This is a genomic window from Candidatus Falkowbacteria bacterium (assembly GCA_018674305.1).
In the GTDB taxonomy this organism is placed as follows: domain Bacteria; phylum Patescibacteriota; class Patescibacteriia; order UBA11705; family JABHMO01; genus JABMRF01.
The window spans coordinates 13,907-26,933 of the sequence record JABHAL010000010.1; the positions used below are offsets into that span (position 1 = coordinate 13,907).

Sequence of the window (13,027 nt, forward strand, 5' to 3'; positions counted from 1 at the left end):
ACAAAAGAAAACCCGAGGATTAACCTAGGATTTTCTTTTTATTTTAAGTGATTGTTATTTTAGAACATCAAATCTGCCATCTGAAGTTTTCTCAAACCTCTCACGATTAATTAAAGTCAAATAAATTGTTGACTTATTAACCTGACGCTGACCCAAAACTTTATTGTAAATATCTTCCTTAGTCATTGGACCACCAGCTTGCTCAAGAACCTGTTTGATGATTTCTGCGACAGTACCAGTAGAATATCCCCAATCTTTTAGAGCATATAAACCACGACCAATTAACACAAAGCCGTCATTAGCAATCAATTCATTATGAACAGTAGCTGCACAAATCTTTTTGTGATCAAACTTGGCATTACCAATATTTTCTGCAATATCTCTAAAGTGTAATGGTTTCTTTAACTTTTGGAAAACTAAATTTATTTTATCACCCAATTTCTTAGGTCTAATAGTATCCCAGTCAGTCAATCCCCACTCACCCAAGATATTTTTTTCAATCTTTGAAGTAGTTTGCAGATATGATTCTAGAAAATTTTCTAAATCAAGACTATGTTTCGCTGTATAATCATTTAATAGAGTTTTTAACTCCTCTGTTAAACTTGACTTTGCCAACTCTAGCATGTCTGATTGACTATATAATTTTTTCTCCTGAGCTAAAACTTCCTCCAACTGAGTAATTAGTCGAACAATAGTTTCTAATTCAACGTTTTGCAGTTTCCAAGCGCTGTATAAAGCGTCATGATTATCTACCTTGTGAGTTGAACCAAAGAAGTGCTCAAGAGCAAAAAGAAAAGCATTAGTGTGAAGTTCATCAAAGTTGTGATTTTGTTTAACAAAACCTTCAAGCAAATGATCTTCTCTAACTAGGCCACCTTTTTGTTCCAAAAAAGTAATATAAGCTTGTTCAATTTGCTTCAAAGGAATAGCAAACTCTTCAGCTTTAGCATGCTCAACAAATTTGCGAACTGCTTCTTTTTCGATTTGTCTTACACGTTCACGAGTAATATTGTAAACATCACCAATCTGTTTTAGAGTGGCTTTTTTATCAAGATTACTAGTTAAGTGATAACGGTTTTTTAAAACCTCTTGCTCACGTTCAGACAGCTTTGAAAGCAAGTTCACAAACAAGTCTTGAAAATTGACTTGTGAGTCATGATTAGTCATAAACTTATGTTATAACCGACAAGCTTATTATCAGTTATGTACTTATTAATAATATTATTCAAAGCTAAAATATATAAGCCCCTCCATTTAGCTCTTAATAATTGCATTAATTTACATCACTATAGTATCATATAAATAAATTATTGTCAAGGAATCTAAGCACAATTGCCTAAATTTAGTGAAAATAAAAACTTGACAGATGATACCTTTTCTTTTAAAATTAACAATATATGGCAAGTTATTTGTATCTTTGTCAAGATTGTTGCTATACCTTAACTCATTTATGGGATACTGTCAAGAGACTAATTAAAAGATAAATAACCAAAAACCAGCCTAATAAGGCTGGTTTTATATATTCAAATTCTAATTACCTTCTAGTTAATACTACTTACGCCAATACTTTTCAAACATTACCAATAATGGGCTGGCCAAAAAGATAGAACTATAAGTTCCAAAAAGGATACCGATAATCAAGGCAAGGACAAAAAACTGAATCGACGCTCCACCAAAAATGAAAACCATTAACAATACCAACAAAGTAGTAACTGAAGTATTGATGGATCGAACTAGAGTTTCATTAACCGAACGGTTAACAATACTTTCAAAATCAGTTTTAACCAGACGGCCAAGATTTTCTCTAATTCGGTCAAACACAACTATTGAATCGTTAACTGAATAACCAAGAATAGTCAGCAGAGCCGCCACAAACGGTAATCCAACCTCAACACTCATAAATCTACCCAAAAGGGCGAACACACCAAGCGTGATTACAAGATCATGGACCAAAGCGATAATAGCAATCACTCCATACTTCCAGGACTTAACAGGATATGAAACTTTACGAAAAGCCCAACCAACATAAACAACAATAGCTATAATCACAACTAACATTGAATACACTGCCTTGGTTTTTAATTCCTGACCAATTGCAGGACCAATTGCTTCATAACGTTCTTCCTGAACTTTGTCTTCAAAACTTTCTTTAAGTTTATCAAAAATTAACTGATGAGTCTCCTCTTCAATTGACTGAAAACGAATTATTGCATTTTTCTCTCCAGTTGGTTGAACAACAATATCGCCTTCAATGCCGACACTGGCAACAATATCAGAAATAGCTTGTGGCTCCGGTCGATCTTCAAGGAATTTAACTTCAAGTAAACTTCCACCAGTAAAATCAATCCCAAGATTAAGACCAAAAATTACTATAAAAATTATACTTAGGCCGACCAAGCAACTAGATAAGGTTAGCCAAATTTTTCTTTTTTGAATTATTTGATACATATATTTATTATATTTATTATTAATCTTGATCCGATTTTTTCTTTATGCCAAACAACCACAATCTCTTGTCATGCTTTTCTGGATTTACAAACATGTACAAAAGCTGACGAGTAACAACTACAGCTGAGAACATACTCAAAATCACACCTATGCCCAAAGTAATAGCAAATCCTTTGATCATACTGGTACCAAACCAAGCTAGAATAAAACAGGTAATCAAAGTTGAAACATTCCCATCACGAATTGAAGTCCAAGCTCTCTTGAATCCTTCGTCAATAGCCGTTCCCAATGGTTTACCCATTCGCAACTCTTCTTTCAATCTTTCAAAGATCAAAACATTTGCATCAACTGCCATACCAACGGACAATATAAAACCAGCAATACCGGCCAAAGTTAAAGTTACAGGAATAGCCTTGAATATGAACAAAATGATAACGCCGTAAATAAGTAGGGCTAATACAGCGAGCAATCCTGGCAGTCGATAATAAATAATCATAAATAGAGCTACCAAAATTAAACCGACAATTCCAGCAAATAAACTCTTCTGCAGGGAATCTGCACCCAAACTAGCACCAACGGTCTGCTGGCTGATCAAATCAATAGGAACTGGAAGAGCACCGGCATTTAATCGTTGAGACAATAATTTTGCTTCCTGAATATCAAAGTCTCCAGTAATAATAGCTTCGCCGCCAGAAATTTGTTCGTTTACCCTAGGGACACTGATTGGTTCGCCATCTAAAAATATAGCAACCGGCTTACCGACGTTACGTTTAGTAACCTCTGCAAACAAGTCCTTTCCTTCATCATTAAAAACTAGGGCAACTTCAGGGAAATTTGTATTAGGATCAAATTCGACTCTAGCATTTTTTAAATGCTTACCGGTTAACTCAGTATTTTTCCAAGGTTCTTGTGGTGGCAATATTTCCGTTTCAACCATTTTTTTAATCTGAACCTGAGCTACATCATATTCAATAATTGGTCGCTCCTCTGTTTTGTTAATTAAATGATAACCAAACTGAGTTTCTACGACTTCAGAAATTGCATCCACCTCCATAGTAAATACTGCCTCATCAAATTCAGGTACCATTTGTCCAGGACCAAACCAACCTAAATCCCCACCGTCAGGTGCAGAAGGACCAGTTGAATTTTCTTTAGCTAACTGAGCAAAATTTTCAGCAGTTACCTCTGCTTTGAGCTCATCAATCTTCATCTGAGCCCCTTCTTTGCTATATTCTGCTTCACAATTACTAGCACCTGTATAACAAATTAATATATGACTGGCTTTAGCCTCAACTCCGTTTTCCCGTTTATCATCTACTTTCAATATAGTATAAATATTCTCCTGCTCAATCAGATGTGGGTAAATATTACCCGGCTCAACCAATTCTGCTTTTTCAAACAAATAGCTGTATTCGCCATTAGCAGTAATCCAGCCTAAATCACTATTTGCTTCAAAAGCACCAAAAGTGTAGTCTTCCGCGGCCTGACCAAAATCATCACCAGCTAAAACTTTTTTCAATGCTTCATTAGCATCTGTAGCTGCTTTTTTGTTAAAAGCTTCCAAGTCTTGTCTTTCTTCAGGAGTCAATTCTCGTGGCGGCTCTTCGTTTTGTTCTTTGAATTCCAAGAGTGGAGTTTCCCCAATCATTTTGATAGCTTCCCTAACATCAGTAATTCCAGCTAACTCTACAATCACCCGCCACTTACCTTTGGCTTTATTGACCTGTACAATAGGTTCAGATACTCCGAATGCATTGACTCGACGTTCAATTACATCGCGAACCCCTTCGAGTGCATCACCTTTTTCACCAGTAGGGACTTTTTCAGTATCCGCTTCGTATACTAAATGCGTACCACCCTGAAGATCCAAACCTAATCGGAATGGCACATTAGCAAAGTGTGGCATTTCAATTCCTAATTTACTATTTGCAAAATCAATTGACTTGTCATAAATTACTGGCGCATCGAATAAAAGCAACGTGAACGCTAACAAAAAAATCATGACCACTGTCAATCGAACTTTAGTTCTCTTTTTTAATTTTTTGGACATAAAAACAAAAGGGGATAAAGGGGATAAAGGAGATAACAATAAACTTTTACAATTTGTCTAAATAATTAACTCATTTATCTTTTTATCTCTTCAGAGTATCAATTTTTTATAACTAAGATTAGTATATCAAATACACGAAATTATGCCACTATTTTATATCAATTAAAGAAAAAATGCAATATTCTTTGTAAATTATACTCATTACTCTAAATAATTCAGAAATTCCCAATTTTCATTTTAATCTGCAACTTGAGAGAACGATTGACAAAATATTAATTTCATGCTATATTACTTCGAAGTATATTGATTTTTTAATTCAAAAACGAGCATAACAGGCTTGATACGGAGGCAATAAAATGTTGATCACCTCATGGATTTTGTTCATAGTCTTTGTTCTAACCAGCTTCGTTCTTGGAATAATGTTGCGTTTTCGAGAAGAATTCAGCTGGGACACAGGGTCTATCTTTATGCTGTTCAAATTCTGGCTGTTCTGTATTTTCGTGGTTGCAATAACTTCTGGAATCATATTTGGAAATCTGGAACTTTGGTTCCTTGACCCCCCAGGGTAAAAAGGAGAACTCATGAAATTTGCAATCAACAAGTTCGTTCGTCGACAGACCCTAGAATCGCGATTTTCCCACTTTGAGGGATTGGATACTGAACTTTTGGCTCTGATCGAAGACAACTTTCCCTTAGCCAAGCCGGGCTACCGAGATGGGGTCGAGCTGGTACCAGTACCAGCTAAAGGATTTTTTTCCGGTGTTGTGGAAGTCGATAGCCCAGATGCGGGACTGGAAATCAGATTCTCTGCTCGCCAAGAAGGAGAAGATCCGTACCTCCATGTGGTTTCGACCACAGGAGCGAAAGATGCCGCCAAGTTCGTAGAACTGGTTATGTATCGACACGACATCCTGGGTGACGATGCTTCAACTGAAGCTGATTGGGAACTTATCAGCATCAATGCTCGAACAACTGTTGAGGAAGAGCCACTGACTCCAGTCGCTATGGCCAGAAACTTTCTGGAACTGCCCGGTGGCACGAAAGCCGAATACACGCCTGAAGAGTTTGCCAAGGCCATCATCTACTGGTCTACCCGCGTAATGTGCGCAGAAAAGTAAAACTCAAACGACCCCTCGATCATATCGAGAGGGTCGTTTTATTTAATCGTATTATTAAATTTAAGTTACTCAACAAAATGTCTTTTCGCATCCACATTAGTACCATTATTCACACCGAAGTATGCGTCTTTTTTACTAAGTAAGTTTTTGGCTTTCACAAACTTTTTTGTACCTTGCTTCATTTCTTGCAAAAAATCTTTGTCTAGAATGTATATACTAGGAAAATTTCCAGCAGTTGTATCAACTGGATTAGTAGGATCAAATATATATTGCTTACCAGCATGTTCAATTACAAGAAAACTGTGTTCTCCAGAAAACTCATGCTCACCTGACCAGACAACATCACCACTAAAATAAGTTGCGTCCACTCTAGATTGCTGTAAATACCCCTGTGCCACTGCTGCGATTTCCGCACACTGAGCAAATCCACCAGTCAAAACTTCACTTAATCTAGCATCCTGTTTTTTTTCGTGATAATATTCTTTCCTTTTATCTTCAACACCTTCTGAGGCAGGAAAACTCTTCTCCATCTGTACAGAAAAAGCATACAACTTAGCAAACAAAGCTTCATCAAACTCAAAGCCTTGATTATTTAACCATTTCTTCAAGTTAGGTAAATCATATCCATCTGCAAGCTCAGCAGTTTGACTGAAAAAATCTGCAAATTGTTCAAGGTCACATATTGTCTCAATATTCGCTTCACCAGAAAATATACTGTCGCCACCAACTGGAAGTTTATCACCTTGCTCTATTTCTTTCAAAGCAAAACAATGCCCAAAAAGTTTTTCAATCTTTGGCTGAGGTTGCTCAGTTGTTTTTAATTCTTTGAACGTCATGTTTATTCAAGGCCCAAAGCTTCATATAATGGTTTATGACAATCCGCAGTATGGCCCAAATTAACTGTAACTGTTTCTGTTTGTACCACACCTTCAGGGGCTCCTTCAATTTTCATTTCACCATCCACACCCTTCTTTTGAGCAAAAGCTAATAAACTTTCAGCTTGCTCCTGAGTTAAACCATCAATTACATATTCACCACCAACTACTTTTAAATTAGATTGAACCAGGTCAGCCATTGGGATCTCAGATTCTTTTTTCTTAAACATTTTTTCAAACATAGCTTTTTATAATTTATTAATTAAACTTTCAACTAATTTAACCACAACATTTCTTGTACTTTTTACCGCTTCCACACGGACACGGATCGTTGCGACCAACCTTATCACCTTCTTCGTTTTTAACTTTACTTTCAACGACTGGCGCGTCACCCTTTTTTACGTTTGCATAAGGATCTGCATTTTTGAACTGGCCACTGGATTTAATATTTGAAGTTTGTTGCTGATCAGTATCCATGATTGAATTGGTCATTTTTGAAGTTATACCAACTTTGTAAATACTATAGACGACTTGTCTTTGAATTAAATTCTGCAACTCCATAAACATGCGATAAGTTTCCTTCTTAAATTCTATCAAAGGATCACGTTGACCATAACCGCGCAGACCGATTCCTGTTCGAACTGCAGAGACAGCATCAAGATGATCAACCCAAAGATTATCAATACTGCGAATCATAATTTCTTTTTCAACCTGACGCATGGTATCTTCGACACCTGACTGTTCTATGATTTGTGCTTCCAAAACTTCGTATTGTTTTTTAGCTTCTTTGACTAAATATTCAATCAAATTAGTCCTAGCAACTGTATCCATGGCTTTATCGCCAGAACGTTTTGATCCATCAGCACCAGAAATTTTCCCGATACCAGCCAAAGCTGACCGGACCTCCTGACTAACTGGGAAAATTGTTCCTGCCACCTCGGCAATTTCTTTTAAGTTCCATTTACTCTGATCGGTTTCCGCAGTATGAAACGAGATTACTTGTTCCAATTCTTCTGTCACCATATCCAAAACCAATTTGCGTAACTCCTTAGGCTCTTCCTTGGCAGAATCTAATATATGCAGTCGTTTTTCGTAAATTACAGTTCTTTGTTTATTAATAACATCATCATATTCCACTAAATGTTTACGCACATCAAAGTGATGGCCTTCCACTCTGGTTTGAGCCTTTTCAATTGAGTTGGAAATCATTTTATTTTCTATTGGTGTATCTTCTGGCACACCTAAACGTTGCATTAAACCTTTCACCCTATCTGTACCAAAAATCCGCATCAAATCATCTTCCATGGAAATATAAAACTGAGAAGCCCCTGGGTCACCCTGACGACCAGAACGACCACGAAGTTGATTATCAATTCTACGTGACTCATGACGTTCTGTACCAAGGACAAATAAACCTCCAACTTCTTTTACCTTTTCAGCTTCTTCCTTGTTGTAAGGGTCACCACCAAGCTTAATGTCCACACCACGGCCAGCCATGTTAGTCGCCACTGTAACTGCACCTAGTCGGCCAGCCTGGGAAACAATTTCGGCTTCTTTCTCATGATTTTTTGCATTTAATAATTCAAACGGCACACCTTCTTTTTGTAAATAACTAGCCAATAATTCATTTTTTTCAATAGAAATCGTACCCACCAAAACCGGTTGTCCGCTTTCATGCAAATGTTTTATTTCACGAACCACCGCCATGAATCTACCTTCTTCTGAAGAATATATTCGATCTGGCAAATCTTTTCTGACTATCGGTCGGTTTGTTGGGACTACGGTCACGTCCAAATCATATATTTTGGCAAACTCTTCTGCTTCAGTTGCCGCTGTACCCGTCATGCCAGATAATTTTTTATACATTCGGAAATAGTTTTGAATAGTAATGGTTGCCAAAGTTCGACTTTCCTTTTGTACTTCCACACCTTCTTTGGCCTCGATCGCCTGATGCAAACCTTCTGAATAACGCCGGCCCTGCATTAAACGTCCAGTAAATTCATCAATAATAACAACTTCGCCATCTTTGACAACATAATCCTTATCTTTTTTGAATAACGCATGAGCACTTAGAGCTTGTTCCAAATGATGAACCATTTGAATACCACCTTCAGTATATATATTACCCATACCTAAGATTTTTTCGATATTTTCAATACCCTCTTCAGTAAGAGTGGTGGCTCGCATTTTTTCATCAATATTATAATCTTCATTTTCAGTTAAGCGAGGAACTAGCTGTGCGAATTTTCTATAAAGCAAGGCTGACTCTTCCGCCGGAGCTGAAATAATCAATGGAGTTCTCGCTTCATCAATCAAAACTGAATCAACCTCATCTACAATTGCATAATTCAAATTTCGTTGTACTTTCTGATGAATATCTGAAACCATATTGTCACGCAAATAATCAAAACCATATTCACTGTTTGTACCATAAGTAATATCTGCTAAATAAGCTTCTTTTCTAGAACACGGTCGAAGATGTTTAATTCGCTCATCTTTTTGTTGTTCATCAATATATTCTGGGTCATAAATCAGAGCTTGGTCATGAACCAAACAAGCAGTTTTTAAACCTAGTAAATGATTAGCAGCTCCATTCCAAGCAGAATCACGCTTAGCTAAATAATCATTAACCGTAATCAAATGAACGCCTTTGGCTTCAAGCGCGTTTAAATATAAGGCCAGAGCGGCTACGTGAGTTTTTCCTTCACCTGTTTTCATTTCCGCAATTTCACCGCGATGCAAAACAACACCACCGACTATCTGCACATCATAATGAAAAACGTTCAGAGTTCGCTTATTAGCTTCACGAACTGCTGCAAAAGCTTTAGGTAAAACATCATCTAAAGTTTTTCCACTCTTAAGTTCAGCTTTTAACTCTGCGGTTATGCTTTTTAGCTCTTCATCAGTTAATTTTTGATATGTTTCTTTAAAAGCATTAACCTGGTCAACTATTGGTTGAATTTCTTCAATTACTTTTAGATTAGGGTCTTTGAAAAATTTCTTGAACAATTTCATGATATTTACAATTTACTATTTATATTTACAAGAATATACTATCATAATTTAGCAATAAAAACAACCTTGACTCACCTCAAATTATATGTTAACTTTAATCAATGGTGAGCTAACAAAGGAGGTGTCTTTTGACAGCAATTCAAGAGAAAATTATCCAAGCAATTAAACAACGGAGCATCCCGCTAAAATGGTATATGCAACCAGAAATGCAGGAAATCCTCGACCATCTTGAAATTGAATCAGGAAGATTTTATCTAAATCTTGGTATTCTTGTCGGGGAAGGCAAAGTAAAAATTGGGCCCATAGGTTCACACCAAGACCTGTTTTTCACAGCTTAAGCAAAATCAAAACCGCACTGAACAAATCAGGGCGGCTTTTTATTTAATCTTTCAACTTAAATCTTTAATCGTTTTCAGGTCGATCGTAACGGAACTTAGCTTTATGAAATTCCTTTTCATAAGCTTCATCACTAACCCTGCGAATGCCAGGCATTTTTTCAATTGATTTAACAGAAGCAATATTATCCAAATCTACTGTTCCAATAAAATAATCTAAACCTAACTCCTCCATTATTTCTAACTTAAACTTGGAAGCCAATCCCTGACCACGGAATTCGGATGCCACCACTGTATGCGTAATATTCTGATCATCTTCAGTATCGTAAACACCAACACCACCCAACTTTTCGTTGTTTTCACCGTAAACCACAAAATATTGCGGGTTTTTACAAAACTTAAAATCAGTTGCCACCCAACCATCATTACCCTCCAAATTTCGAAACCACTCTAAATCTTCTGGTGTAAATTTTTGCAATTCTTTAATCTGAGCCGGCGATTTCTCCGGCGTTGGTTCTTTAAACATATTATTAATTACAAAGACTTTCTTTTGTATTTGGTTATCTCGTTTTGAATTCCTTTTTTCGCCTCATTAATGGCTTTCATTACATCCCCAAACTCTTTACGAAAACGAAGTAGTTTCTTTGGCACGCTAACATTAACTTCACAAAAGAAAATATCACCCTTTTGCTGATTAGCTTTAGTCTTGCCAACTTCAACATCAATCTGCTGAATATTATTAAAATACTTTTCCAACCCGCCTATTTTTTGATCAACATGATCCTTGATCTGAGCTGTTAACTCTAAATTTTTTGCCTTGAGATTGATTTTCATATTATTTAAAAGGGATAAAGGAGATAACAATAAACTGTCCTTATTATCTTCTTTAGCCTTCTTGCTCCTCTTTAATTTTTAGTTACGTTTTATATAATTCTTTTTTTAGGAATAATAATACAATTGCTGAGAAAGCTGCCACAATGCCGACAATGAAGAATACAGTATCAAATCCATATATATCTGCTATAAATGCACCAAGTGCTGCGGCCAAACCTGCGCCTACACCAACTATCACATCGTACATGCTCCACTCAACACCCTCTTTTCCTTTATCTAAATGACGAGTAAACATCTTGCACCATGTCGGATTCGCCAAAGCTGCTGCTAAACCAAGAATGATTTGCAATAAGAACACTTGCCAAATATGGCCGACAAACATATATCCAAAATAAGCAATTGAAACTAGGAACAAACCCGAAACCATTATAATCCAATCGTCTTTTTCTCCCTTAATTTTATCTATCATGATCCCAACCGGCACTTCAAAAATAGACCGAGAAATTAGATACAAAGCTGAAGCTATACCGACAGTGGTAATATTTGCACCAACGATTTCGTTCTGAATAAACAAAGCATAAATTGGTGCTAGCAAATTCATTGCTGAATACAAAAGTGTGTCCGAAAGAATTAATAGCTTTATAACCAAACTAACTTTATAATTTTTAACTCCTCGAATTAAAGATCTATAGTTCATAATTTTAAGTATTAGATATTAAAATCCCACGTATTGTACTTCTTCTTGAAGTTGAATGAAAACTTATTGCGAACTTAACGAAGCTCTGCCCTAGCCACACAATTTAAAGATAACTGATCACCTTCTTTAACTATCTCAAGTATCGCACAATCTCCGAGCTTAATATTCTTTCCCTTACTCAAAACTTCTCGTACATAGGTACTGATAATTCCGCCATGAGAAACAATGGCAATTGTGTCATAATCCTCATGCAAAAGATTTTCAAAAACTGCAGTTGCTCTTTTTGTGATATCTTCATAGCTTTCAGAGTCTGTAACATCATGATTAGTTTTATCCTCAGAAATTTTTTCAAAATCAACAGGATGTCGTTCTTTTGCTTCGACCTTTGTAAGGCCGGACAAAACACCGTAATTATTTCTTTCTCTCAAATCCTCAACTACTTCAACCGGAACATTTAATGATTTGCGAACCTCTTCTGCTGTTTCCCTGGCTCTTATTCTTGGACTGACAAAAATAACTTCAATTCCTTTTCCCTGAAGTTGTTGGGCCAGTTTTTGAGACTGTTTTTTTCCTTTGTCGGTAAGATGATCATCATAATCACCGCCATACCGATCCTCGATGTCACCTGTAGTTTCGCCGTGGCGGATTAGGTAAATTTTCATATAATTTAACTTTTCATATTTTAACTTTAGAATCCCACATATTGAACCTCTTCTTCCAGCTGAACACCAAACTTATCACGTACTTTTGTTTTTACTAAACTAATGAGCTGCATTACGTTATCAGCTGTGGCATTATCGAAATTAACAATAAAATTTGCATGTACATCAGAAATCATAGCTCCGCCGATCTTTTTGCCTTTTAACTCTAGTTCTTCGATAAATTTGGCGGCCGGCAACTTGCCTTTGATTTCCCAATCCTTATATTTTTCCAATTCTGGCGTGTAAAGTAAATTCTTGAATGAACAGCCAGCGCTAGGTAGATTTAACGGTTGCGAACACATTCTTTTGTTCCATTCATCTTCAATTTGCTCTAATTTCTCAGCTGCATTGGTATCAGCAATTAAACGAAAAACCACTTCCGCAATAATCCAATGTTTATTTTTCTTGAAAAGACTTTCTCGATAAGCAAACTCACATTCTTCTTTACTCAAAACTATCAGACTAACCTCTTCGCCTTCGACATCAATAATCTCTACGCGGTCAACATAATCACCAGCTCCCTGACCATAAGCGCCAGCATTGCCATAAACCGCCCCGCCAACCGTACCAGGAATATTAGCTCCAAATTCTAATCCACCAAGTCCATGTTTCACGCTATCGCGAATAAAACCTGACCAACTATTACCAGCAAATACTTTAGCACTAGAAGTGGAAAACTCTGTTTGCCCTTCGTCAAGCTTAATAACCAACCCGTCATAACCGTTATCTGAGACTAATACATTACTGCCACCACCCAAAATAAAAAAAGACAGTTTTAACTCACGAGCTGCTTTCACTGCCTTGTACAAATCAATCTTATTATTCACTTTAACCAAAAATTTGGCGGGTCCGCCAATTTTAAAAGTAGTATATTTTGCCAAAGGCTCATTTTCCAAAACCTCCAGTCCGATTTTTTGAGATAACTGCTGTTTCATAGTTACATTATAACAAAAT

General features: G+C 36.6%; 13 protein-coding genes and 1 pseudogene. 2 read left to right on the plus strand and 12 right to left on the minus strand.

Features of this window, described 5'->3' with window-relative positions:
* Nucleotides 1-54 precede the first annotated feature (54 nt).
* The 4 genes and pseudogenes from HN643_03870 to HN643_03885 form a co-directional block, all read right to left on the minus strand.
* On the minus strand, nucleotides 55-1,167 hold the full coding sequence (locus tag HN643_03870; protein MBT7500778.1) for a hypothetical protein: 1,113 nt from the start codon (nucleotides 1,165-1,167) through the stop codon (nucleotides 55-57).
* Between the two features lie 384 nt (nucleotides 1,168-1,551).
* Nucleotides 1,552-2,448, minus strand: a complete 897-nt coding sequence (gene secF, locus HN643_03875) for a protein translocase subunit SecF (protein MBT7500779.1) — start codon at nucleotides 2,446-2,448, stop codon at nucleotides 1,552-1,554.
* Between the two features lie 19 nt (nucleotides 2,449-2,467).
* Nucleotides 2,468-3,535: a protein translocase subunit SecD gene (secD, locus tag HN643_03880; GenBank protein ID MBT7500780.1), complete on the minus strand. Its 1,068-nt coding sequence runs from the start codon at nucleotides 3,533-3,535 to the stop codon at nucleotides 2,468-2,470.
* A gap of 522 nt (nucleotides 3,536-4,057) precedes the next feature.
* Nucleotides 4,058-4,450, minus strand: a pseudogene (locus HN643_03885) (protein translocase subunit SecD).
* 629 nt (nucleotides 4,451-5,079) lie between these two features.
* Between HN643_03885 and HN643_03890 the strand changes: the two are divergent.
* The gene (locus HN643_03890; GenBank protein ID MBT7500781.1) at nucleotides 5,080-5,616 is read left to right on the plus strand and encodes a DUF3228 family protein; all 537 of its coding nucleotides are present in this window, start codon (nucleotides 5,080-5,082) and stop codon (nucleotides 5,614-5,616) included.
* A 65-nt stretch (nucleotides 5,617-5,681) separates the two neighbouring features.
* On the opposite strand, the gene HN643_03895 is transcribed toward HN643_03890, so the two are convergent.
* From HN643_03895 to secA, 3 genes are read right to left on the minus strand one after another with little or no spacing between them, the layout of a single operon-like run.
* Nucleotides 5,682-6,452 (minus strand): hypothetical protein, encoded by a 771-nt coding sequence (locus HN643_03895; GenBank protein MBT7500782.1) that lies wholly within the window; start codon nucleotides 6,450-6,452, stop codon nucleotides 5,682-5,684.
* 2 nt (nucleotides 6,453-6,454) lie between these two features.
* Nucleotides 6,455-6,733: a hypothetical protein gene (locus HN643_03900; GenBank protein MBT7500783.1), complete on the minus strand. Its 279-nt coding sequence runs from the start codon at nucleotides 6,731-6,733 to the stop codon at nucleotides 6,455-6,457.
* Between the two features lie 37 nt (nucleotides 6,734-6,770).
* Nucleotides 6,771-9,506 (minus strand): preprotein translocase subunit SecA, encoded by a 2,736-nt coding sequence (secA, locus tag HN643_03905; protein ID MBT7500784.1) that lies wholly within the window; start codon nucleotides 9,504-9,506, stop codon nucleotides 6,771-6,773.
* Between the two features lie 128 nt (nucleotides 9,507-9,634).
* Here secA and HN643_03910 point away from each other — a divergent pair, with 128 nt between their 5' ends.
* The gene (locus HN643_03910) at nucleotides 9,635-9,844 is read left to right on the plus strand and encodes a hypothetical protein (protein ID MBT7500785.1); all 210 of its coding nucleotides are present in this window, start codon (nucleotides 9,635-9,637) and stop codon (nucleotides 9,842-9,844) included.
* 64 nt (nucleotides 9,845-9,908) lie between these two features.
* Here the strand turns inward: HN643_03910 and HN643_03915 are convergent, their stop codons facing one another.
* The 5 genes from HN643_03915 to murB form a co-directional block, all read right to left on the minus strand.
* The gene (locus tag HN643_03915) at nucleotides 9,909-10,367 is read right to left on the minus strand and encodes a GNAT family N-acetyltransferase (GenBank protein MBT7500786.1); all 459 of its coding nucleotides are present in this window, start codon (nucleotides 10,365-10,367) and stop codon (nucleotides 9,909-9,911) included.
* 8 nt (nucleotides 10,368-10,375) lie between these two features.
* The gene (gene raiA, locus HN643_03920; GenBank protein ID MBT7500787.1) at nucleotides 10,376-10,675 is read right to left on the minus strand and encodes a ribosome-associated translation inhibitor RaiA; all 300 of its coding nucleotides are present in this window, start codon (nucleotides 10,673-10,675) and stop codon (nucleotides 10,376-10,378) included.
* An 82-nt stretch (nucleotides 10,676-10,757) separates the two neighbouring features.
* Nucleotides 10,758-11,372 carry an MFS transporter gene (locus HN643_03925; GenBank protein MBT7500788.1) on the minus strand — a complete coding sequence of 205 codons (615 nt, stop codon included), beginning with the start codon at nucleotides 11,370-11,372 and terminating at the stop codon, nucleotides 10,758-10,760.
* Between the two features lie 74 nt (nucleotides 11,373-11,446).
* Entirely contained in the window at nucleotides 11,447-12,034 is a 588-nt protein-coding gene (locus tag HN643_03930) for a histidine phosphatase family protein (protein ID MBT7500789.1), read from the minus strand.
* A gap of 26 nt (nucleotides 12,035-12,060) precedes the next feature.
* Entirely contained in the window at nucleotides 12,061-13,008 is a 948-nt protein-coding gene (gene murB / locus HN643_03935; protein MBT7500790.1) for a UDP-N-acetylmuramate dehydrogenase, read from the minus strand.
* Between the last annotated feature and the right edge of the window lie 19 nt (nucleotides 13,009-13,027).

What these genes read in the sequence shown, in the direction of transcription:
- HN643_03890 (MBT7500781.1), top strand. Translation starts at nt 5,080, where the DNA reads ATGAAATTTGCAATCAACAAGTTCGTTCGTCGACAGACCCTAGAATCG.
- HN643_03895 (MBT7500782.1), bottom strand. Translation starts at nt 6,452, where the DNA reads ATGACGTTCAAAGAATTAAAAACAACTGAGCAACCTCAGCCAAAGATT.
- HN643_03870 (MBT7500778.1), bottom strand. Translation starts at nt 1,167, where the DNA reads ATGACTAATCATGACTCACAAGTCAATTTTCAAGACTTGTTTGTGAAC.
- raiA (MBT7500787.1), bottom strand. Translation starts at nt 10,675, where the DNA reads ATGAAAATCAATCTCAAGGCAAAAAATTTAGAGTTAACAGCTCAGATC.
- secA (MBT7500784.1), bottom strand. Translation starts at nt 9,506, where the DNA reads ATGAAATTGTTCAAGAAATTTTTCAAAGACCCTAATCTAAAAGTAATT.
- murB (MBT7500790.1), bottom strand. Translation starts at nt 13,008, where the DNA reads ATGAAACAGCAGTTATCTCAAAAAATCGGACTGGAGGTTTTGGAAAAT.
- HN643_03900 (MBT7500783.1), bottom strand. Translation starts at nt 6,733, where the DNA reads ATGTTTGAAAAAATGTTTAAGAAAAAAGAATCTGAGATCCCAATGGCT.
- HN643_03915 (MBT7500786.1), bottom strand. Translation starts at nt 10,367, where the DNA reads ATGTTTAAAGAACCAACGCCGGAGAAATCGCCGGCTCAGATTAAAGAA.
- HN643_03925 (MBT7500788.1), bottom strand. Translation starts at nt 11,372, where the DNA reads ATGAACTATAGATCTTTAATTCGAGGAGTTAAAAATTATAAAGTTAGT.
- secD (MBT7500780.1), bottom strand. Translation starts at nt 3,535, where the DNA reads ATGGTACCTGAATTTGATGAGGCAGTATTTACTATGGAGGTGGATGCA.
- secF (MBT7500779.1), bottom strand. Translation starts at nt 2,448, where the DNA reads ATGTATCAAATAATTCAAAAAAGAAAAATTTGGCTAACCTTATCTAGT.
- HN643_03930 (MBT7500789.1), bottom strand. Translation starts at nt 12,034, where the DNA reads ATGAAAATTTACCTAATCCGCCACGGCGAAACTACAGGTGACATCGAG.